Source organism: Streptomyces sp. NPDC057287, from assembly GCF_042667905.1.
Classification (GTDB): domain Bacteria; phylum Actinomycetota; class Actinomycetes; order Streptomycetales; family Streptomycetaceae; genus Streptomyces.
In genome coordinates, this window is sequence record NZ_JBHUYV010000001.1 from 579389 (window position 1) to 601023 (window position 21635).

Genomic DNA, 21635 nt, shown 5'->3' on the forward strand with positions numbered 1-21635 from the left:
TCACCGGGGGCCACTAGAAACACCATATCCGGCAGGGAGCGATTTTGTCAACTCGCGAAAACGTCGAATTGCAGAAGGAGCAGGAATTCATCGACCGGCTCTACGACCGTGTCGACGCGCTGCGCGGGGACACCGCACAGCGCGTCGAGGAGGCGTTGACCCCGGTGGGGAACGGCTTGCAGGCCAGGCTGGAGCGCGATGTGCTCGTCTCCGAGCGCTCGGGCCTGCTGGCCGCCCTGAATGCGGTGGACGGCTCGCTGTGCTTCGGCCGAATCGATCTCCGGGACGGTGCCGCGCACCATATCGGCCGTATCGGAATTCGTGAGGACGACACCGAACACACGCCTCTTCTGATCGACTGGCGCGCACCGGTGGCCCGGCCTTTCTATCTCGCCACCGGGCATACGCCCATGGGGCTGCGCCGGCGCAGACACCTCACCACCGAGGGCCGCACGGTGACCGAGCTGCACGACGAGATCCTCGACCTGGGGGACGACGAGCGCAGCGGCTTCGAGGACCCGAGCGGTGACGCCGTGCTGCTCGCCGCGCTCAGCTCGGCCCGCACCGGCCGCATGGGCGACATCGTGCGGACGATCCAGGCGGAGCAGGACCGGATCATCCGCGCCCCGCACCGTGGTGTCCTCGTCGTCGAGGGCGGCCCGGGCACGGGCAAGACGGCGGTCGCGCTGCACCGTGCGGCCTTCCTCCTGTACGAGCACCGGGAGCTCCTGGCCAAGCGCGCGGTCCTGGTCGTGGGCCCCAACCCTGCCTTCCTGCGCTACATCGGCGAGGTCCTGCCCGCTCTCGGCGAGACCGGGGTCATGCTCGCCACGCAGGCCGAGCTGTTCCCCGGGGTCCACGCCCGGGGCGCCGACTCCCCCCGCGCGGCGGCCGTCAAGGGCGGGGCGGAGATGGCCGAGGCGCTCGCCCTCGCCGTACGCGACCGGCAGGCGCTGCCCGAACCGGGTGCGCCCGTGATCGTCCCGCACGACGACGGTGATCTCGTGCTGGACTGGGAGATCGCCTACGAGGCCCGGCAGGCGGCCCGCGAGACCCGGCTGCCCCACAACCTCGCGCGCCCGTACTTCACCTTCCACGTCATCGACGCCCTGACCGCTCAGCTCACCGAACGCATCGGCGCGGACCCCTACGGCGGCCCCAACTTCCTGGGCGCGGACGACGTCGCCCAGCTCGGCAAGAGCGTCGCGACCAGCGAGGAGGTGCACGCCGCGATCGGTGAGCTGTGGCCGCTGCTCACCCCGCAGGGTTTTCTCGCCGACTACCTGGCCGAGCCGGTGTACGTGCCCGAGGAGGACGCCGAGGCCATCCGGCGTGCCCCCGGCGACGGCGACTGGACCCCGGCCGATGTGCCGCTCCTCGACGAGGTGGCCGAGCTTCTCGGGTCCGACGACAGCGCCGAGCGCGCCGCCGCGGAGGCCGAGCGCCAGGAGCGGGTGGCCTACGCGCAGGGCGTCCTGGAGCTGTCCAGGGGCTCGGAGACGTACGAGTTCGAGGACGAGGAGGAGTCGGAGATCCTCGCCGCGCACGACATCATCGACGCCGAGCGCATGGCCGAGCGGCACGAGGAGGCCGATCACCGCAGCGCGGCCGAGCGGGCGGCGGCCGACCGGACCTGGGCGTTCGGGCACATCATCGTCGACGAGGCGCAGGAGCTGTCGCCGATGGCGTGGCGGCTGCTGATGCGCAGGTCGCCGACCCGCTCGCTGACGCTGGTCGGTGACCCGGCGCAGACCTCGGAGGAGGCGGGCGTCGGCTCGTGGGAGAGGATCCTGGAGCCGTACGTCGGTGACCGCTTCGAGCATGTGCGGCTGGGGGTCAACTACCGTACGCCCGCCGAGATCATGGAGCTGGCGGCCAGGGTCATAAGGGCCGAGGACCCGTCGTTCGAGCCGCCCGGTTCGGTGCGGTCCACGGGCGAGGAGCCGTGGACGCGTGACGCGGGCGCGGACCTGGCGGGCGCGGTGGCGCGGGCCGTCGAGGAGCTGACCCCCGGGGAGGGGCGCCTGGCGGTGATCGCGCCCCGCGCGCTGCACGAGGAGATCGCGGCTCCGCTCGACGGGATCGCGGCGGGCGACGAACCCGATCTGACGCGTCCCGTGGTGCTGCTCGGCCCTCGTGAGGCGAAGGGGCTCGAATTCGACCACGTCCTGGTCGTGGAGCCGGGGCGCTTCGGCACCAGCGACCTGTACGTGGCGCTGACCCGCGCGACGCAGCGCCTCGGCATCGTCCACCGGGAGGAGCTTCCGGAGTCGCTGCGCTGAGGCGCCCCGGCGGGAGGACGCCCCGTAAGGCCGGCGCGGGTCCGGGCGGCAGAAGCTGCCCGGACCCGCGCCGGCCGGACCGTCAGCGGGCCATCAGTGCGAAGACGCCCCAGCCGAGGTACTCACGCTGGTGGCGCGCGTAGTCGGCGGGACCGGTGGTGAGCTCGGCCCGTACCTGCGGGGCCAGCTCGTCGTCGGGATTGCCGTCGAGCCAGCGGCGGAGGTTGAGCCACTGCGCCGCCTGGTAGCGGTCCCAGCTGTCCTGATCGGCCAGCACCATCTCCACGACGTCGTACCCGAGGCCGCCGAACTGCTCGATCAGCTCCGGCAGGGCCAGGAAGTCGTCCTTGGAGCCGGCGTGGCAGGCCACGGCGGTTTCCTCGTCCGGCACTTCCCGACGCCAGTACGGCTCGCCGATCAGCATCAGGCCGCCGGGGCGGAGACTGCGGGCCAGCAGCTCGACGGTGCCCGCGACGCCGTTCCCGATCCAGGTGGCGCCGATGCACGCGGCGAGATCGACCGGCTCGTCCGCGACATGGCCGGAGGCGTCGTCGTGGACGAAGGTGACCCGGTCGGCGACACCGAGTTCGGCGGCGCGGGCGCGGGCCTGCGCGGTGAACGCCGTGCTGATGTCCACCCCGGTCCCGGTGACACCGTGGTCACGGGCCCAGGTGCACAGCATCTCGCCCGATCCGCTGGCGAGGTCGAGCACACGGGTGCCGGGCGCCAGGTGGAGCGCCTGCCCCAGGGCGGCGAGCTTGCCAGGGGTGAACGGGTTATGGATGCGGTGGCTGGATTCGCGGATGGTGAAGATGCGTGGAAGATCCACAGGAGGTGTTCCTTCGGTTCGATGAGGTCATGGCGTCTGCGGAGAGCAGCCGACCGGAGTCGGCAGCCGTGGCCCGGACCGTCATCAAAAGCACCTCGTCCTCTACGCATGGATCGCGAACCCGGCGACCATAGGCCGTCCCGGCCGGGGTCTCCACCGATTTATCGGGCTCGTCGCGCTCTCCGCACGCCTCGTGGATCACGGCCTGCGTGTGTCGGTGCTCGGCGTGTCGGTGCTCGGCCTGCCGGTGCTCGGCGTGTCGGTACTCGGCCTGCCGGTACTCGGTGCTCGGCGCCCCGGCGCTCGGGTCCCGAGTCTCGGGGTCCGAGCGCCGACCCCGGTGGTTCACCCTTTCGGGGCCCGGAACCCGGGGTTCCGACCGAAGCTTGAGCTTCGGGACCCGGGCGTCGGGATCCGAGGGCCGGGATTCGAGCGATGCCTTTGACCGGTAGGGAAAGAAGGGGGTTCGGGAAACCTCCCCACCCTCCCTGACCCGCCACGGCCAGCAAGTATGACTAATCGTGACCGACTTGCGGCGCAGCGTGGCGACTGCCTACGGTGCGAGAACCAAGAACCAAGTGACCCCGACGCGGTGTTGGCACACCGGGCCGGGGTCTGACCTCAAGATCGAAGGACCCCCGATCTCGTGGCTATCCAGCACCCTAGCCCCGCCCTGCGCGCCCCTGCATCCTCGCGCCCGTACCCGATGGCCAAGCCCGGTTACGGCAAGCGCTCCATGTCTGACCAACTGCCCCGCAGCGCTGATGACTTCTCCCTGCTGCCCCTCCGTGAGCGGTACGTCGCCGGGTACATCGACCACCTGCCCGACGGCGCCTCGATGGACGTCAAGAGCCTCGCCAAGCAGCTGCCGCTGTACGGCCAGCAGGCCGTCGGTTCGGCGCTGAAGGCCCTGGCGGCCGCCGGACACCTGCGGCGCGTACGGTGCCTGGTCGGCGACCTGGGCCAAGTCCGCTGGGTATCACGGACGTTCTGGTCACGCACCGCCCGCGACAACGAGTGGTGGGCCGCCACCGAGGTCACCACGACGGTGCTCGCTCCGTCGGTGGCAGCCGCCCCAGCCTCAGGGCCCGTTGCCGCGCCTTCACCTGCGCGGGTCCCCACGGAACCTGCTCAGGTCCCCACGGAACCTGCTCAGGTCCCGACGGAGGACCCGGCCACGACAGCACCCGTGCCCGCGCCCGCCGATCCCCCTGTGCCCGCCGGGTCCGCCCCCGCCGTACCACGGCAGTGGCCCCCGGCTCGGGTTACGGTTCCGGCAGGGCACTCCCCCGCCTACCTCGCCCTCGCGCACCTCGGCCGCGTCGACTCCCGCCTGGCTCTGTCGGCCTCCGACTGCGCGGTCCTGGAGCCCCTCGCCGCCGCGTGGTTCGTACGCGGCGTGGACGCGGGCTACCTCACGCAGGCCCTCACCGCCGGGCTCCCCGCCCACGTCGGCTCCCCCGTCGGCCTCGTACGCCGCCGCCTCACCGACAAGATCCCGCCGCACGTCCTCACCACCCCGGCGCCGCCCGCACCGGGCGCCCCCGTCCACCGCGTGATGCTGGAGTGCACCAAGTGCGGCACCCCGGGCCGCCCGGAAGCCCTCCCCGACGGCCTCTGCCGCCCGTGCCGCGTGCCCTCGCAGGGCGAGACTCCCGAGGCTCCTGCGGGTCGGCCCAGCGAGGAGGACGTACGCACGTTCACCGCCGGGCTGCGGACCTTGCTCAAGTCGCCCTGAACCGAGGCGCGCCGCACGGTGTCAGGCGCGGTGTCAGCCCACCAGCAGGTCCCGCTTCAGGTCGCGGAGGTCTCTGGCGTCCAGGCCGAGCGCCTTCTTCTCGTACGCGCCGAACGAGCCGAAGGTCTTCCCGACCTCCTCGAAGCCGGAGTTGAGGTACTCGGGGCGTACGTCCAGCAGCGGCTTGTAGACGGCGGCCTGCGCCGGGGGCATCGAGGCGAGGGCGGCGGCGTTGGCCTCGGCGCGGTAGTCGTTGGAGGCCAGGTAGTCCGCCATGACCGTGGAGCGCGGGACGCCGAGTGCCGTCAGCAGGGCCGCGTTCGCCCAGCCCGTGCGGTCCTTGCCCGCCGTGCAGTGGAAGACGACGGCGCGCGAGGAGCCGTCGGTGATCCCGCCGAAGACGGTGCGGTAGGCGGTCTTGGCGGTGCCGCCGCTGACCATGAACTTCTCGCCCTCCACCATCATCGCGACACCCTCCTCGGGAGTCGTCGGCATGGCGGTGAAGGTGGGCGACCCCGCCAGCACGTCGGCGACGACATGGGTGGCGCCCGCCGGGACGCGGTCGGGAGCGGCCGAGCGCTCGGACTCCATGCGCAGGTCGTAGACCGTGCGGATCGACAGCCGCTTCAGCTTCGCCAGGTCGGCGGCGGTGAGCTTGTCCAGGGCGTCGGAGCGGTAGATCTCGCCCATCTTCACCCAGTGGCCGTCGGCGGTGCGGTAGCCGCCCGCGTCACGGAAGTTGACGGACCCTTCGAGGGCGATGAGCCGGTCGGCGAGGTGCAGGGAGCCGCCGCGCTCGGGCACCAGGTCGAACCACTGGCGGTCGGCGGCGGCCAGCCGGCGCACGGTGACCTTGCCGGTCGCCCCGCCGGACGCCACCGTGCGCCCGCCGGCCTTCACTGCGACGCGGCGTATGCCGGGCGCCGTCCACTCCACCGTGTACGAGCCGTCGTCCAGGGCGGTGACCTTCGCCTGGGTGAACGGGATGCGCGCGTGGGACGCGCGGTCGGCGGAGGCGGGGGCGCCGTGCGCCGAGACCGCCGGTGCGGTGATCCCCACGAGGAGCGCGGCGGCCAGGGCGCAGGAGGAGGCCTTTACACGTGTCATGTGCGTCATGCATGGATCTTCTGAGGGCTTGACGGTTGCCGCCGTAATGGCCGGTGAACACAGCCGGAAGCCGAACCGAACACCGCACGCCGCAGGTCAGGGGCGGATGGTTCAGCCGCCGTACGGTCGGGGCACGACCAGGCCGCTCTGGTAGGCGATGACGACGAGCTGGGCGCGGTCGCGGCAGTGGAGTTTCGTCATGGCGCGCTGGACGTGGCTGCGGACGGTCAGGGGGCTGACCACGAGCTCGTCGGCGATGTCGGTGTTGGACCTGCCGTGGGCGGCCAGGGCCATGACCTCCCGCTCGCGGTCGGTGAGGGCGGCGAGGCCCTCGGGCGGGGCGAGCGGCTCCTCGTCGGGTGTGGACAGGAAGCGGGTGATGAGGGCCCGGGTCGCCGTGGGGGACAGCAGGGATTCGCCCGCGGCCACGGTGCGGATGCCGGTCAGGAGGACGTCGGGCCCGACGTCCTTGCCGAGGAAGCCGCTGGCTCCTGCGCGCAGGGCCCGGGCGACGTTCTGGTCGTTCTCGAAGGTGGTGAGGATCAGGACGCGGGTGGCCGCCAGTTCGGGCCGGGAGCAGATGCCGGTGGTGGCGGCCAGCCCGTCGGTGCCGGGCATGCGGATGTCCATGAGGACCACGTCGGGCCGGTGTTCAGCGGAGAGGTCGATGGCCTCCTGCCCGTCGGCCGCCTCCCCGACGACGGTCATGCCGGGGTCCGACTCGATGAGGATGCGGAAGGTGGCCCGGAGCAGGGCCTGGTCGTCGGCGAGCAGGACACGGATGGTCATGAGGCGGTGCTTTCGTCGTGGCTGTCCAGGGGGAGGGTGCAGGCGACCTCGAATCCGCCTTCCGGGCGGGGCCCCGCGTGGAAGGTGCCCCCGGCGGCGAGCGCGCGCTCGCTCATGCCGAGGAGCCCGAAGCCCCGGCCGGGTGCCGGCCGGTCTGCGGGAGCGGCCGCGTCGTCGGTGACCGTGACGGCCAGCGAGCGCGGGGTGTAGGCCAGCCGTACCCACGCGGTGCGGGTGGCCGCGTGCTTGGTGACATTGGTCAGGGCCTCCTGGACGATCCGGTACGCCGTCAGGCCGAGCCCCGGCGTGAGCGGGCGCGGCTCGCCCTCCACCGCGACGGTGACGTCCAGTCCGGCCGCGGCGCAGGCGGCGACCAGGTCGGGCAGCTGCTCCAGACCGGGCGCGGGGGCCAGACCGTCATCGGCATCGGTGTCCTGGCGCAACAGGCCGACGGTGGCCTTGAGTTCGCGCAGGGCCGCTGCCGTGGTCCCCGACAGCTTGCCGAGGATCTCGTACGCCTGGTCGGGAGCGGTCCGTGCGAGGTGGGCGGCGGTCCCCGCCTGCGCGTTGGCCAGGGCGAGGTGGTGGGCGACCACGTCGTGGAGCTCACGGGCGATCCGCATGCGCTCCTGGACGACGCGGTGCCGGGCCTCCTCCTCGCGTTCGCGGGCGGCGTGCTCGGTGCGCGCGGCGGCGTACTCGCGGCGGACGCGTACGTAGCTCCCGAGGGCCGCCGACAGCAGGACCCAGGCCGCCGGGTTGACGACGCCGATCACCCAACCGCTGTGGATCTGGCTGTGCCAGGTGCCGGGAGCGACCGTCACCGCCGCGGCCACGACGGCGCAGCTCCAGGCCGTCGCGCGGCCGGCCCGCAGGCTGGTGGTGTACTGCGCGGCGAGCAGCGGGCTGAACAGCAGGGGCGTCATGAGGTAGCCCACCGCGCTCTCGGCGACGGCACACACCGTGGTCGCCGCCAGGACGGGCAGGGGGTGGCTGTGGCGCCGGGTCAGCGCCAGGCAGGCGAGCGCCGACAGCACGACGGCGGGCCACAGGGGGCGCGGACCGGGCAAGGTCCAGTGGCTGAGGAGGGCGCCGCACACGGCGACCGCGAACAGCAGCGCGAGTGTCATGACCTCGGTGGTGCGGGGGCGGCTCATGGCCCGGCGCTGCCAGGTGGTGCTCATGGTGGGATCTCCGAGGTCGGCCAGATGCGGCCATCGTGACAGACGCGGGCCGCGGAGCCGTCGCACACGGCTCCGCAACCCGCCGGGCGGGCACGCTCAGGTACGGACCGGTTCCTGCGGGCGTGCACCGGTGTCCGTGGAGTCCTGGCCGGGAGCCGGGCCCCGGTTGAGTCCCGTGCCCTCGATGTCGACGCGGGGAAGGAGCTTGTCGAGCCACCGGGGCAGCCACCACGCCCGGTGCCCGAGCAGGGCGAGGACGGCCGGCACGAAGGCCATGCGGACGACGAACGCGTCGAACAGCACGGCGACGGCGAGCCCGAAGCCGATCGTCTTGATCATGGACTCGTCGGCCCCGACGAAACCGGAGAAGACCGCGATCATGATCACCGCCGCGGCGGCGACCACCCGGGCGCTGTGCCGGAAGCCGGTGACCACCGCCTGGGCGGGCCGGTCCCCGTGGACGTACGCCTCCCGCATCCGGGCGACGAGGAACACCTCGTAGTCCATCGCCAGTCCGAACACGATGCCCACCAGGAAGATCGGCATCAGGCTCATGATCGGGCCGGCCTGCTCCACCCCCAGCAGTTCCGCGCCCCAGCCCCACTGGAAGACGGCCACGACCGCGCCGAGCGACGCCAGCACGGACAGCAGGAACCCGAAGGCGGCCTTGACGGGCACCAGTACGGAGCGGAAGACCACCATCAGGAGCACCAGCGACAGCAGAACGATCACGATCAGGTAGGGCACGAGGGCGTCCTGGAGCGCCTGCGCGACATCGATGTTCATCGCGGTGGAACCGGTGACCTCGAAGGTCGCCCCGGTCGCCTCCTCCAGTCCGGACCGCTCCGCCCGGATGGTCTGCACGAGGTCCTTGGTGGGCTCGTCACTCGGCCCGGTCGACGGGACGGCCGAGAAGAGCGCGGCGTCACCCTCGGCGTTGAACCGCGGCAGGGAGACGGACACGACACCCTCGGTGCCCTTGATCCGCTCGGCGATCGTCGCGGCGGCGTCCTCCGGATCAGCGGCACCCCTGACGTCGGTGACGATGGTCAGCGGGCCGTTGAAGCCCGCGCCGAAGCCGTCCGCCAGGGCGTCGTAGGCGCGCCGCTCCGTCGAGGAGACCGGCTTGGCCTCGGCGCCCGGCATGCCCAGCTGCAGGTCGGCGGCGGGCAGGGCGAGCACCCCCAGTCCCGCGACGCAGCTCAGCAGCACGGCGACGGGGTGGCGCAGGACGAAGCGGGCCCAGCGGGAGCCGCCGTTGTCCCCGGCCCCGGCGTGCTGCCCGGCCTCGGGGCCGCGCCGCCGCGCCCTGCGGGACAGGACGGCGTCCGGCCACATCCCGAGCAGGGCCGGTACGAGCGTCAGCGCGACCAGGACCCCGATGACGACGGCCCCGGCCGCGCAGAGGCCCATCTTCGTCAGCATCGGTACGCCGATGACGGCCAGCCCGGCCAGCGCGATGACGACGGTGAGCCCGGCGAAGACGACGGCGGAACCGGCCGTGCCGACCGCGAGCCCTGCCGCCTCGCGGGGCTCGTGGCCGTTCGCGCGTTCCTCCCTGTAGCGGGACACCACGAGCAGGGCGTAGTCGATGCCGACCGCGAGGCCGAGCATCGAGGCGAGCGTGCCGGTGGTCATGGAGAGCCCGAGGGCGCTGCCGAGGGCGAGGATCGCGCACATGCTGACCCCGACGCCGACGACGGCGGTGAGCAGGGGAAGCCCGGCCGCCGCGAGGGAGCCGAAGGTGATGAGCAGGACGACGGCGGCGAGTCCGATGCCGAGGGCCTCGCCCGCTCCGCCCGCGGCCGGCTGCGTCGCGAGCGCGGTGCCGCCCACTTCCACGGTCAGGCCGGACGCGCGGGCCTCGTCGACGATGTCTTCCATGGCCGCCTTGTCGGCGTCCGTGAGATCACCGGCCGAGACCTTGTAGCTGACGGTGGCGTACGCCGTGGAGGCGTCCTCGCTCACCGCGCCGGCCTCGAAGGGACTCACCGCAGCGGCGACCCGGGGTGCCCCGGCGGCCTTCTCGACCAGGGTGTCGACGGCGGCGCGGTTCCCGGCCGCCGTCACCTTCTCCCCGTCGGGGGCGGTGAACACGATCCGCGCGTCGGCGCCGTCGGCGTCCGAGCCCGGGAAGCGCTCGCCTATGAGGTCGAAGGCCTTCTGCGCCTCGATGCCGGGCATGAAGGACGTGCCCTCGTCGCCGGCGGCGGGTGCCTTGGCGGCTCCGGTTCCGACCGCGCCGAGGACCACCGCCCACAGGAGGACCACGAGCCAGCGCCGCCGGAAGGCAGCGCGGCCCATGCGATACAAGAAGGTAGCCACGAGTCTGAGATCTCCGCATCCGGTCTGGGGTTACGGCTCAAGACTCGCGAAAACGGACGTTCCCGGCGTCGTGCGGCTGAGGTCACTTCCGCCTGGTGTCCTCGCACGACACAGGGGCGCACCCTCGTCCCGAGGGAGGAGACGGCGCGCCGGTCGCGGGGCGCGGGGCCCGGTCGCGGGGCGCGGGGCCCGGAGACGACTTCGCCGTCGCCGTCGCCGCGCGGGCCGGCCTTGACCTTGACACCGTGACAAGGTCTTCACTGTGGCCGAGGAGGTGGTCGCGATGACCATGGCACAGCAGGACACGGACGTGATGCGAGCGCTCCGGGGGCTGGAGCACAGCGACGCGTCGGTACGGCTGCGGGCGGCGATGGCCGTCGGTACCGCCCCGGACCCGCGGTTCGTCGGCACGCTCGTCGAACGGTGCGCGACCGAGCCCGACTTCCAGGTACGCGAGCTGCTCACCTGGGCGCTCACTCGGCACGCGGCGTCCGCCACGGTCCCGGAGCTCGTCGCCGCACTCGGCTCCGAGCGGGCGCAGGCGCGGAGCCAGGCACTGCACACGCTCTCCAAGGTCGGGGACCGGCAGGCATGGCCGGCGATCACCCGGGCGCTCATGACCGACGCCGACGACGAGGTGGCGCGGAGCGCCTGGCGGGCGGCGGTCGTCCTCGTGCCCGAGGGCGAGGAGCCGGAGCTGGCCGAGGTGCTGGCGACCCAGCTCGGGCGCGGCGGGCGTGAGACGCAACTGAGCCTCAGCCGCGCGCTGGTCGCCCTCGGCGAGGTGATCGTGCCGGCTCTGCGCGCCGCGGCGGAGGATCCCGCCCCCCACGTGAGCCTGCACGCGAGAGCCACGGAACGGCTGCTGCGCGACCCGGATGCCGGATTCGAGTTCGCGATCGAGGAGGCGAAGCGCATCGTTGCCCTGGGAACGGACTTCCAGGAGGAGTGACAGAGCCGTGTTGATCGGTGAGGTGGCACGACGGTCCGGGGTCAGCGCCCGCATGCTCAGGCACTACGACGCGCTCGGCCTCGTGCGGCCGACGGGGCGTACCGGTGGCGGCTACCGCGAGTACTCCGGCGAGGACATCCGGCGGATCTTCCACGTCGAGAGCCTGCGGTCGCTGGGACTGTCGTTGCACGAGGTCGGGCGTGCACTGGATGACCCCGGCTTCGCCCCCGCGAAGCTCGTCGACGACCTCGTCCGGCAGACGCGGGAACGCATCGCGGCCGAGACCGCACTGCTCACGCGGCTGAGCCGGATCGACGCCGCGGAACCCGCCGGCTGGGAGGACGTCCTCCACGTCGTCGCGCTCCTCCAGGGGCTGGGGTCGGAGAGCGCAGGGAAGCGCCAGCGCGCGGCCCTGTCCTCGACCGAGGAGGTTCCGGTGCCGGTGGAAGCCCTGGTCGAGGCGGCACTGAGCGAGACGGACCCGATCGTCGCCGGAGCCATCCGATGGGCTCTGACGCAGTCGGGCGACAACGGGCTGGCGCTGCTGTCGGAGGGCCTCGGTTCGCCGACGGCCGCGGTGCGCAGACGTGCCGTCCGGTCCGTCGCCGAGATCCCGGGCGGTGAGGCGACCGCACTGCTGCGGGGCGCCCTCTCGGACTCCGACATCGTGGTCCGCAGGTGCGCCGCCCTGGCACTCGGGCCACGGGGCGTTGCCGACGCGGTCCCCACGCTCGTCACCATGATCGTCGACGGGGCGAACGACGTCGACGCTGCCGACGCGCTCCGCGCCCTCGCGAACGGTCCCGCGTCGGCGGACCGTGGCACGTCCGGGGACCCGCCCGCGTCGGCGGACCGCGGCACGTACGCGAACGGTCCCGCGTCGGCGGACCGTCCCGCGTCGGCGGACCGGATCGCCACCGTGCTCGTCGACCGCCTCGGCCGCCGCTCCGCCGGTTCGTCCGTACGCCGGCGGCTGACCCAGGCGCTCGCGGAGATCCCGGGCACCACGGCGTCACGGGCACTCGCCGATCTGTCCCGCGACGAGGACCGGGCCGTCGCACTCACCGCGGCGTACGTCCTGACGCTGCGCGACGCCCGGCAGGGGCAGGACCCGGCGTCCGAGCGGTGAGCGGCGGTCCCGGCAGACCACCAGGACTTCGTGTGCGGCCGTCGCACCCGACCGCATCGGGCACAGGATGTCGGGTCCGGCAGGGTGGTCCCTCCCTAACGTGAGGCACCGAAAGGGAAGGAGCCCGGGATGCTGGACCGGCTGAACCAGGCCATGGAGCACATCGAGTCCCACCTCGACCAGCCGATCGACGTGGCCGGTCTGGCGCGGATCGCGATGACGTCGGATTACCACTTCCGGCGGATGTTCTCGGCGCTGGCGGGCCTCCCGCTGTCGGAGTACATCCGGCGCAGACGCCTCACCCTGGCGGGCGCCGAGGTGCTCGCGGGGGACCGGACGCTGCTGGACGTCGCGACCCGCTACGGCTACGGCTCGGGCGAGGCCTTCGCGCGGGCGTTCCGCACCATGCACGGTGTGGGCCCGGGCGAGGCCCGGCGGACCGGTGCGGCACTGCACTCCCAGCCCCGGATGTCCTTCCGCCTCGTCATCGAAGGGAGCAGCAGCATGCGGTACAGGATCGTGGACAAGGGCGCGTTCCGTGTCGTCGGCAGGAGGGCCCGCGTACCACTCGTCCATGAGGGGGCGAATCCGGCGATCGCCGACTTCATCCGGTCCCTCCCCAAGGACACGGTGGAGCGCATCGCCGCGCTGGCCGACCAGGAGCCCGCAGGGATCGTCGGGGTGAGCGACCAGCTCGACCCGAGCCGGGCCGAGGGGACCGAACTCGACTACTACCACGGGGTGGTGACAGGGGCCGAGGTGCCCGAGGACATGGACGCCCTGGAGGTCCCGGCCGGTCTGTGGGCGGTCTTCGACAACTCCGGCCCGTTTCCGCAGGCGCTCCAGTACCTGTGGCGGGACGTCTTCACCCAGTGGTTCCCGTCGAACCCCTACGGCAGCAGGCCGGGGCCCGAGATCCTGAGCGTACGGCTCTCCGAGGACGGGACGCAGGCGGACGCGGAGCTGTGGATCCCCGTGGAGCGGTCGCCCGCCTGAGCGGTCCGGGTCGGCTACGGGCCGCGTCTCTCCCGCCCGAGCGGCCCGGGGCGCCTGCGGGCCGCTTCTGCCCGGACGGTCCCGGGGCGGCTACGGGGCGCCGCCGCCCAGCTTCTCCCCGATCCAGGCCAGGCCGAATTCAACGACCTCGCCCGCTTCGAAGAGGTGGCTGTCGGCGGCGCCCACCTTCCCCCGCCTCCCGATGCCGGCCGCCAGCATGTCCTGCGCGATCGTCTCGAACGGGTCCTGGCCGACGGGCGTGACCGAGGAGTAGTCGAAGGCCCCGCCCGACGAGTCGATGTCGCGGAACCGGCGCCAGACGCGCCGCCCTCTCTCCAGGACCGGCTGCTCGTACTCCACGAACCGCTTGCCGGGCGCATCGGCGAGCGCCTCCGCGTGGTGCAGGAGGGTGAGGGTCTCCAGCGGCGCGCCCAGCATGAGCACCCGGCCGTCCAGGGCGACCAGCCGCGCGAGCGGACTGCCGGGGCCGTGCGGGTCGTCCCACGGGTGGTCGGCCGTCAGCACGGTGGCCGCGGCCCCGAGCGCCGCGAAGCTCACGTCGGGGTGGCGGCTGCGGACGGCCCCGGGCCACCGGCGCAACGCCTCCGGGAGGCGGCCGTTGTCGTGGTCCGCCTCGCTCAACAGCGGGTCGTACGGCGGGTGTCCGTCCCGTACGGCGTCCTGCCAGGGCTGCGGCCAGCCGGTGAAACCGTACGGCGGGGCGTCGTTCCAGCCGCAGGTCACCATGAGGGTCCCCCGCTCCCCCACGGCCTCGGTGAGCGCCCCGATGAGGGCCTGTGTGCCGCCGGCCACGTAGCCGATGGCGGACATCCGCGTATGGAACATCACGGTGTCGCCCTCGGCGAGACCCAGCGCGGCCAGGTCGCGGACGAGCCGGCCGCGGGTGACGGGACCGTCGGCGCGCGCGAGCAGGGCTGCCTGGTCGGAGGAGGCTGCATCCATGGAGGCGACGCTATCGCCTCACCGGCGAGGTTCTGCCGATCGGTGCTGTCCGGCGCCGACCGGCCACCGGCGGCCCGGAGGCGGGATCGGTACGGCTCTCACGGAGCCGGCCATGTCCGGCCACCACGTCGAGAAGAGAACGTCAGACCCGGCTGAGCCCCTGCGTGAAGTCGAAGACCTTGTCCGGGTCGTAGTCGTGCGCGACGGAGCGCAGCCGCCCCAGATTCTGCCCGTAGTAGGACTCCGCCCAGTCCGGGAGGGCCGGATCGATGTAGTTGACGTACCCGCCCCCGATGCCCTGCGCCGCCAGTCCGGCCACCACCTCGGCGACGCTCTTCGTCACCTCGGCTTCGGACGCCGCCGTGGCCGAGGCGTAGACCTGCGCGGTGGCGAAGGCGCTCCGGTGCGGAAAGGCGGTCTGCTGGGCGCCGACATCGGCCACCGCAGCGCCGAGAGGATCGAGGATGAGCGCCGTGCCCGTGCGCCCGGTGAGCAGAGACGTCACTGCGGCCGGGTCGGCGGCGGGCGCGTTCAGAACGCGCGACGAGGCGACGAACGACTCCCGGTCGGGCCGGCCGGCGAAGAAGCGCATGGCGTTGAAGAAGTCACGGTCGTGCACCGTCCTGCGACTGGGCAGAACGCCGCAGCGCGCGATCAGGTCGTCCAACAGGGGGTGACACGCGTTGCTCGGCCCGACGAAGCAGCCGGCGACCCGGCATCCCGGCGGATCGCCACCCGAGATGTTGAGGTTCGCCCACAGCTCCCGGGGGGCGGCCGAGATCCATGGCTGCCAGGCGCTCAGCACCTCGGTCACCTTGCCCGAGGGGAAGACCACCACGAACAGGGTCAGCGCGGGTGCCGGGTCGGTCACGAAGGTGAACTGCGTGACGATCCCGAAGTTGCCGCCGCCACCACCCCGCAGCCCCCAGAACAGGTCCGGGGTGCGTACAGCTGAGACCTTGAGCGTCCGCCCGTCCGCAGTGACGATCTCGGCGGCCGCAAGATGATCGATGGTGAGCCCAAACCTGCGCTGGAGTACGCCGATTCCGCCGCCCAGTGTCACCCCGGCGATGCCGACGGTGAAACAGGACCCCGCGGGCAGACAGCGGTTCGCCTGCCCCAGTGTGGTGTAGACGTCTCGCAGTGACGCCCCCGCACCGACGGTCGTGGTCCCGTCCGTTTCGACGGTCACGGCCGACATGCGGCGCAGGTCGACGACGAGTCCGCCGTGCGGCGCTGAATAGCCCGTGTAGGAGTGCCCACCGCTACGGGCGGCCAGAGGCACCCTGCCGGCACCGGCCCGTACCGCCTCGCTGACGTCCGACGGAGACTCACACTGCGCCACCGCAGCGGGCACATGGTCGTCATTGAGCGGATTGAACAGCTTCCGGGCGTCCTCGAATCCTGGAGACCCCGGTCGCAGCAGCGTGCCGCGCAGCTTGCGGCCGAGAGCGTCCCAGTCCACAGGGGCGTGCCGTGAGGCAGTGCCCGACCGGGCGGCCCGAGACGTGTGGAACAGAGAATCCCGCGCCATGTTCACCATCTCCTCGCGAAAATCGAGGACAGGAAGGTGCGGATGTGATCACGCTAACACGCTGCGCCGAACCTCTCCATTTGTACGCCGTCGTACGGTTCTTACGCGTTCAACGGCCTGCCGGGGCAGCGCGCCGCGCCGTCCTCATCACCGGGCCCCGTACGCGTGCCGTCGGCCGGTCCGAGGCCGTCGCCTGCGACGCACGCGTCGGCCGAGACCGTCCGGCCCGTCGCTTCCGGGCCCGCTCCGTTCACAGAGACTCCACAGACTCCGGGAACCGCACCGCGCGGTCCGGCCGTCCTCACGCCCGAACCACCGCACGGATACAGCGGGTGCCGTGTGGGACACGCCACGTATCCGAGGAGCAGCATGACCGTCCACGCCAGCACCAGACCCCGGCACACCGGCCCCGCCTCCCCCTCGCCGCGCGGCGCTCGTACGTCCCTCCGGAACTGTGCGAAGGGCGTCCTGGTCCTGGCCCTGGCGCTCGGAGCCACGACGGCGTGCGGGCCGTTCTCGGACAGCGGGGGCGGATCGTCGAAGAGCCGCGGCGGGTCGTCGAGCGGCGGGGGCAGCAACCAGGACGCGAAGGACTGGAAGGTCGGCGACTGCGCAGGGCCCGACACGAGCGAGTCCAAGGACGGCTTCCAGGCCCTCGACTGCGACGACCCGAAGGCGACGATCAAGGCGCTCGAGATCAAGGACGGCGAGATCTTCGCCGGGGCCGTCGAGTGCCCGGCCGGCACCGACGAGATCATCTCGGTGAAGGTGTCCTTCGGCGGGGACGCGAGCGCCGGCCTGCCCAGCAAGACCGTCTGCGGCCGCAACCTCTCCGGCGACCACCCCGGCGACGCGGGTGCGGGCGGCGGGCAGCTCGTCGTGGGCGACTGCGTGGACGACCAGGCGAAGGAGGTCGCCTGCGCGAGCGGCGGCGGCAACAAGGTCCTCGCCCTGGCCAAGACCGCCGAGGAGTGCCCGGCGGCCGCGGACAACCCCATCGAGCTGTTCCCGAGCCCGGGACGTCCGTACGACGCGATCTGCACCAGCAAGGCCTGACGGGCCGTCACACGACGTCCGACCTTTCCCCTCGGGACCCGACGGGCCGGCGACGGGGCCCGCGCCCACGGGTGCGGGCCCTGCGGCATGTCGCGCCGCACGGCCAGGGCGCCGAAGTCTGTGCGATGTCTTGACGTGCCCCTGCCGAGGTGGCTTCATGGGAGCGCTCCCACATCTCATCCGATGTTTGCGTCACCCGGCACCCACCTTTCTGGAGTCGCAGTGAGATCAGCAACGAGCACAGCACGAAGAAGCCCCTTGGCCGTCCTCATGAAGGGCCTCGCCGCCCTTCTCGGCGTCGTCCTGCTGGGCGCCCTCGGCCCGGCGGCGGCGCAGGCGAGCCCCGTGCGGGCGAAGGCCGCGGCCACCGGCCTGCACATCAGCGACGGCCGGCTGCTGGAGGGCAACGGCAACGACTTCGTCATGCGCGGCGTCAACCACGCGCACACCTGGTACCCGGGCGAGACGCAGTCACTTGCCGACATCAAGGCCTTCGGCGCCAACACCGTCCGCGTGGTCCTCTCCGACGGCCACCGCTGGACGAAGAACGGCCCCGCGGAAGTCGCGGGCATCATCGACGACTGCAAGACCAACCGGTTGATCTGCGTACTGGAGGTGCACGACACCACCGGTTACGGCGAGGACGCGGCAGCGGGCACGCTCGACCACGCCGCCGACTACTGGATCAGCCTCAAGGACGTCCTCGCGGGCCAGGAGGACTACGTCATCATCAACATCGGCAACGAACCCTGGGGAAACACGAACCCCGCCGGCTGGACCGCGCCCACGACCGCCGCCGTCCAGAAGCTGCGCGGCGCCGGCTTCGCCCACACGATCATGGTGGACGCACCCAACTGGGGCCAGGACTGGCAGGGCGTCATGCGCGCCAACGCCCAGGCCGTGTACGACGCCGACACCACGGGCAACCTGATCTTCTCGATCCACATGTACAGCGTCTACAACACGGCCCAGGCGGTCACCGACTACCTGAACGCCTTCGTCGACGCCGGACTGCCCCTCCTCATCGGTGAGTTCGGCGGACCGGCCGACCAGTGGGGCGACCCGGACGAGGACACCATGATGGCCACGGCCGAGGAGCTCGGCCTCGGCTACCTGGCGTGGTCCTGGAGCGGCAACACCGACCCGATCCTCGACCTGGCCATCGACTTCGACCCGAGCCGGCTGAGCTCCTGGGGTGAGCGCATCTTCCACGGCGCCGACGGCATCGCGCAGACCTCCGAGGAGGCCACCGTCTTCGGTGGCGGCGGCAACCCCGGCGACACCCAGGCCCCGACCGCCCCCGGCACTCCGGCCGCCTCCGCGGTGACGGCCACCTCCGCCACCCTCACATGGGCCGCGGCGACCGACAACGTTGCCATCGCCGGATACGACGTCGTCCGGGTCAGCGGCAGCACCGAGACCACGGCCGCCTCGTCCACCTCCAACAGCGTCACGGTGACCGGCCTCACCGCGAACACGGCGTACACGTTCGCCGTCTACGCCCGTGACGCGGCCGGCAACCGCTCGGCCCGGTCCGCCACGGTGGGCGTCACCACGGACACGAGCGGACCCACGCCGGGCGTGGGCTGCTCCGTCGGCTACCGGGTGGTCGGCGAGTGGCCCGGCGGGTTCCAGGGCGAGATCATCATCCGCAACACCGGCACGAGCGTCATCAACGGCTGGAACCTCGCCTTCTCCTTCGCCAACGGCCAGACCGTCTCCAACATGTGGGGCGGGACCCCCACGCAGACCGGCTCGGCGGTCGGTGTCGCACCGGCCGGATACACGGCGCAGATCGCGGCGAAGGGCTCGGTCACACTCGGCTTCACGGGCACCAAGGGCAGCACCAACACGGCCCCGGCAGCCTTCTCACTGAGCGGCAACACCTGCACGAAGGCCTGACCCGGCCCGACCACCCGGCCGGCAGGGGCCACACCCCCTGCCGGTCGCGGCCCGGCCGTCCACCGCTTCCCGGCGTGCAGGCGGGACGGCGGGACAGCCGCACGGCGGGACAGCGGGACGGCGGGACAGCCGCACGGCGGGACAGCGGCACGGCGGGACAGCGAGCGCGCCCTCGGAGCCGGGCGCGAGGCAGGCGTCTCTGCGAGGATGGCCCCATGACCCGCGACCTGTACAACGTGCGCCCCGTGGGGCCCGGCACCGGACCCACCCCGCTCACGAGCGACGAGGAACAGCGGGCCAGAGCCACCCTGTTCACCGAGCTGGGCGATGTCATCGCCGATCGGGGCTGGGCCCGCTTCCCCGCGTACAGCCCCGAGGAACGCCGGCGGCTCGTCGCCGTGGGCCGCATGCTGAGCGCGCACTGGGGCATCCCCGTCACCGTCGAGGCGGAGGACGCGTGCGCGATGCGCCTCTCCCTCGCGGGCCACGCACTGGGCGCGCAGGGCACGCACTGAGCACGCGGGGACCGGGCACGCGGGCCGCGGGCCGGGCGTGCAGGCCGCGTACCGGGCGCGCAACACCCCAGGCCATCATGGCGGCATGACGCTTCACGCAACTCCCCTTCACGCACTCATCGTTGTGGACGTACAGCAGGCGTTCGTCCGCGGCGGCGGCGCGCTGCCCGAGGCGGCGCGTCTCGTGGACCGTACGGCCGGACTGATCGCACGGGCGCGGGCGGCCGGGGCGCTCGTCGTCCACGTCCAGAACGACGGGCCGGCCGGTGCGGACGACGAGCCCCACACCGCGGGCTGGGAGCTCCACCACTCCGTGGAGGCGGGACCCGCGGAGGTGGCGATCCGCAAGACCCATGACGACGCGTTCCAGGAGACCCCGCTGGAGTCCCTGCTGACCGCGTCGGGTGTGCGGTCACTGGCCGTCTGCGGCCTGATGTCCGAGATGTGCGTGCAGGCCACGGCCCGGACGGCCGTGGCCCGGGGCTACCGGGTGGTCATGCCTCACGACGCCCACGCGACGTACGACATCCCGGCGGAGCCCGGTATCAGCCCCGCGGTTCCGGCGGCCACGGTCTCGCGGGTCGCCGCCTGGCCCCTGAGCAGGGATGCCGACGTCACGGCCCGGTCCGCTGACGTCACGTTCACCGCCCCCCGGCCCAGCGGTTCCTGATCGTGCCTCACCGGCCGTCCCCCACCGAAAGTTTTCGAACGTTTCGAAGCATTGACCGAAATTTATCGGAGCGGCTAGCCTGCCGCTCGAATCCCCCGGACCTCAGTGAACACGCTGTCCACATCCATGGATTCACCCTGCTTCCCCCACCCACCCAGAGGGAGCACCACCGTGATCCGAAGATCGTCGATCCTCAGCCTGTTCGCCGCAGCCGCGCTCGCCGCCGTGGCCGTCTCCCCCGCACTGGGCGCCGGGGACGGCCACGGTCCGGGCAGCTCACCGGCGCCCGACGAGCGCAACGCCCGCTGGGTGAGCACCTGGACGTCCATGCCGCAGCTGACGGAGCCGGGCAACATGCCCCCGGCGCCGTTCACCCAGGGCGACTCGGTCCTGACGGATGCCACGCTGCGCCAGACGGTCCATGTCTCGGCGGGCGGTGACCACATCCGGCTGCGCTTCTCGAACGCTTTCGGAGGCGCCGCGCTGCCGATCACCAAGGTCTCCGTGGCCCTGCCGCTCGACGGCAGGGCGGGGACGAGCGCGGTCGAGGCCGGGTCCGCGCGCCCGGTGACCTTCCAGGGCCGCTCCTCGGTGTCGGTCCCGATGGGCTCCCAAGCGGTCTCGGACCCACTGGACTTCACGCTCGCACCGGGGTCGGACCTCACGGCGACGGTGTATCTGGCAACCGGTCAGGCCTCGACGTCCATCACCTCGCACCCCGGTTCCCGTACGACGTCCTATCTGCGGGCCGGCGACCACGTGGCCGACGCGGACCTGCCCGGTGCGACGCCCACGGACCACTGGTACTTCCTCAGCGGCGTCGAGGTCTGGTCGAGGAGCACCACCTCGGCGGCCGTGGTGCTCGGCGACTCGCTCACCGACGGCCGAGGCTCCACCACCAACATGAACGACCGCTGGCCGGACCTGCTGCAGAAGCGGCTGAGGTCCGGGGCCGCCACGTCGAAGACCGCCGTGGTCAACCAGGCGGCCGGCGGAAACCGCCTGCTGAACGACGGCCTGGGGCCCAACGGGCTGGCCCGCCTGGACCGTGACGTCCTCGCACAGAGCGGCGTGGACTGGCTGCTGGTCTTCGAGGGCATCAACGACATCGGCACGGCCAAGGCCTCTCCGGCCGCCCAGAAGCAGGTCGCGGCCGACGTCGTCGCCGCGTACGAGCAGATCATCACCAGGGCCCACACCCAGGGCATCCGCGTGTACGGGGCGACGCTGACCCCCATGGGCGGAAACACGGGCTACGACGACCCGGACGGGCACCGCGAGCAGGCCCGGCAGACCGTCAACACCTGGATCCGCACGAGCGGGCGCTTCGACAGCGTGATCGACTTCGACCGGACCGTCCGCGACCCGCAGGCCCCCCGGCAGCTCCGGGCCCCGTACGACACCGGCGACCACCTCCACCTCAATCCCACGGGCTACCGCGCCATGGCCGACTCCGTCCCCGCCCACCTGTTCCGCCAGGCCCCGCTGCCCCGGGGGTTCGGCTACAACTGAGCGTCTGCGCGGCACGGTCGACCCCGCGGGCGCCGTTCACTCGTTGATCGGGCGGGTGAACGGCGGGTGGGCCCCGGCCGGGGCACCCGAGAGGCCGCTGCCCGCAGCGGGCGATCCGGTCACGGATCGGTCTCTCCCCCGGCCTCGCTCCC

The 21635-nt window shown here is 72.5% G+C and carries 17 protein-coding genes; 10 read left to right on the forward strand and 7 right to left on the reverse strand.

Features of this window, described 5'->3' with window-relative positions; all coding sequences use genetic code 11:
* Positions 1-68 precede the first annotated feature (68 nt).
* A complete protein-coding gene (locus tag ACFUNE_RS02515) occupies positions 69-2282 on the forward strand; it encodes a HelD family protein (protein ID WP_383561688.1) in 2214 nt (737 codons plus the stop codon).
* Between the two features lie 82 nt (positions 2283-2364).
* On the opposite strand, the gene ACFUNE_RS02520 is transcribed toward ACFUNE_RS02515, so the two are convergent.
* A complete protein-coding gene (locus ACFUNE_RS02520; protein WP_383561377.1) occupies positions 2365-3111 on the reverse strand; it encodes an SAM-dependent methyltransferase in 747 nt (248 codons plus the stop codon).
* Between the two features lie 646 nt (positions 3112-3757).
* Between ACFUNE_RS02520 and ACFUNE_RS02525 the strand changes: the two genes are divergently transcribed.
* Positions 3758-4849, forward strand: a complete 1092-nt coding sequence (locus tag ACFUNE_RS02525; protein WP_383561379.1) for a MarR family transcriptional regulator — start codon at positions 3758-3760, stop codon at positions 4847-4849.
* Between the two features lie 33 nt (positions 4850-4882).
* On the opposite strand, the gene ACFUNE_RS02530 is transcribed toward ACFUNE_RS02525, so the two are convergent.
* The 4 genes from ACFUNE_RS02530 to ACFUNE_RS02545 form a co-directional block, all read right to left on the reverse strand.
* The gene (locus ACFUNE_RS02530; protein WP_383561381.1) at positions 4883-5956 is read right to left on the reverse strand and encodes a tyrosine-protein phosphatase; all 1074 of its coding nucleotides are present in this window, start codon (positions 5954-5956) and stop codon (positions 4883-4885) included.
* Positions 5957-6067: 111 nt separating this feature from the next.
* On the reverse strand, positions 6068-6745 hold the full coding sequence (locus tag ACFUNE_RS02535) for a response regulator (protein ID WP_383561383.1): 678 nt from the start codon (positions 6743-6745) through the stop codon (positions 6068-6070).
* Positions 6742-7929: a sensor histidine kinase gene (locus ACFUNE_RS02540; RefSeq protein WP_383561385.1), complete on the reverse strand. Its 1188-nt coding sequence runs from the start codon at positions 7927-7929 to the stop codon at positions 6742-6744. The genes ACFUNE_RS02535 and ACFUNE_RS02540 overlap by 4 nt, the downstream gene beginning before the upstream one ends.
* 96 nt (positions 7930-8025) lie before the next feature.
* The gene (locus tag ACFUNE_RS02545; protein ID WP_383561386.1) at positions 8026-10254 is read right to left on the reverse strand and encodes an MMPL family transporter; all 2229 of its coding nucleotides are present in this window, start codon (positions 10252-10254) and stop codon (positions 8026-8028) included.
* A gap of 283 nt (positions 10255-10537) precedes the next feature.
* Between ACFUNE_RS02545 and ACFUNE_RS02550 the strand changes: the two genes are divergently transcribed.
* The 3 genes from ACFUNE_RS02550 (at position 10538) to ACFUNE_RS02560 (ending at position 13331) form a co-directional block, all read left to right on the forward strand.
* Entirely contained in the window at positions 10538-11206 is a 669-nt protein-coding gene (locus ACFUNE_RS02550; protein ID WP_383561388.1) for a HEAT repeat domain-containing protein, read from the forward strand.
* A 7-nt stretch (positions 11207-11213) separates the two neighbouring features.
* Positions 11214-12335 (forward strand): HEAT repeat domain-containing protein, encoded by a 1122-nt coding sequence (locus ACFUNE_RS02555; protein WP_383561390.1) that lies wholly within the window; start codon positions 11214-11216, stop codon positions 12333-12335.
* 129 nt (positions 12336-12464) lie between these two features.
* Positions 12465-13331: a GyrI-like domain-containing protein gene (locus ACFUNE_RS02560; RefSeq protein WP_383561392.1), complete on the forward strand. Its 867-nt coding sequence runs from the start codon at positions 12465-12467 to the stop codon at positions 13329-13331.
* Positions 13332-13421: 90 nt separating this feature from the next.
* Here ACFUNE_RS02560 and aac(3) read toward each other — a convergent pair whose 3' ends face one another.
* On the reverse strand, positions 13422-14294 hold the full coding sequence (gene aac(3) / locus ACFUNE_RS02565; RefSeq protein WP_383561394.1) for an aminoglycoside 3-N-acetyltransferase: 873 nt from the start codon (positions 14292-14294) through the stop codon (positions 13422-13424).
* Positions 14295-14436: 142 nt separating this feature from the next.
* Positions 14437-15759, reverse strand: a complete 1323-nt coding sequence (locus ACFUNE_RS02570; RefSeq protein WP_383561396.1) for an FAD-binding oxidoreductase — start codon at positions 15757-15759, stop codon at positions 14437-14439.
* 438 nt (positions 15760-16197) lie between these two features.
* Between ACFUNE_RS02570 and ACFUNE_RS02575 the strand changes: the two genes are divergently transcribed.
* The 5 genes from ACFUNE_RS02575 to ACFUNE_RS02595 all read left to right on the forward strand — a co-directional run bounded on the left by ACFUNE_RS02575 (position 16198) and on the right by ACFUNE_RS02595 (position 21483).
* Positions 16198-16884 carry a hypothetical protein gene (locus ACFUNE_RS02575; protein ID WP_383561398.1) on the forward strand — a complete coding sequence of 229 codons (687 nt, stop codon included), beginning with the start codon at positions 16198-16200 and terminating at the stop codon, positions 16882-16884.
* Positions 16885-17106: 222 nt separating this feature from the next.
* Positions 17107-18786: a cellulase family glycosylhydrolase gene (locus ACFUNE_RS02580; protein WP_383561400.1), complete on the forward strand. Its 1680-nt coding sequence runs from the start codon at positions 17107-17109 to the stop codon at positions 18784-18786.
* Between the two features lie 215 nt (positions 18787-19001).
* A complete protein-coding gene (locus ACFUNE_RS02585; RefSeq protein WP_383561402.1) occupies positions 19002-19301 on the forward strand; it encodes a hypothetical protein in 300 nt (99 codons plus the stop codon).
* 85 nt (positions 19302-19386) lie between these two features.
* Positions 19387-19971, forward strand: a complete 585-nt coding sequence (locus tag ACFUNE_RS02590) for a cysteine hydrolase family protein (RefSeq protein WP_383561404.1) — start codon at positions 19387-19389, stop codon at positions 19969-19971.
* Between the two features lie 126 nt (positions 19972-20097).
* Positions 20098-21483 (forward strand): SGNH/GDSL hydrolase family protein, encoded by a 1386-nt coding sequence (locus tag ACFUNE_RS02595; RefSeq protein ID WP_383561406.1) that lies wholly within the window; start codon positions 20098-20100, stop codon positions 21481-21483.
* Positions 21484-21635: the final 152 nt, after the last annotated feature.

Coding starts and splice junctions, on each gene's coding strand:
- ACFUNE_RS02530 (WP_383561381.1), bottom strand. CDS start 5,956: ATGACACGTGTAAAGGCCTCCTCCTGCGCCCTGGCCGCCGCGCTCCTC.
- ACFUNE_RS02535 (WP_383561383.1), bottom strand. CDS start 6,745: ATGACCATCCGTGTCCTGCTCGCCGACGACCAGGCCCTGCTCCGGGCC.
- ACFUNE_RS02540 (WP_383561385.1), bottom strand. CDS start 7,929: ATGAGCACCACCTGGCAGCGCCGGGCCATGAGCCGCCCCCGCACCACC.
- ACFUNE_RS02550 (WP_383561388.1), top strand. CDS start 10,538: ATGACCATGGCACAGCAGGACACGGACGTGATGCGAGCGCTCCGGGGG.
- ACFUNE_RS02560 (WP_383561392.1), top strand. CDS start 12,465: ATGCTGGACCGGCTGAACCAGGCCATGGAGCACATCGAGTCCCACCTC.
- ACFUNE_RS02575 (WP_383561398.1), top strand. CDS start 16,198: ATGACCGTCCACGCCAGCACCAGACCCCGGCACACCGGCCCCGCCTCC.
- ACFUNE_RS02585 (WP_383561402.1), top strand. CDS start 19,002: ATGACCCGCGACCTGTACAACGTGCGCCCCGTGGGGCCCGGCACCGGA.
- ACFUNE_RS02590 (WP_383561404.1), top strand. CDS start 19,387: ATGACGCTTCACGCAACTCCCCTTCACGCACTCATCGTTGTGGACGTA.
- ACFUNE_RS02595 (WP_383561406.1), top strand. CDS start 20,098: ATGGATTCACCCTGCTTCCCCCACCCACCCAGAGGGAGCACCACCGTG.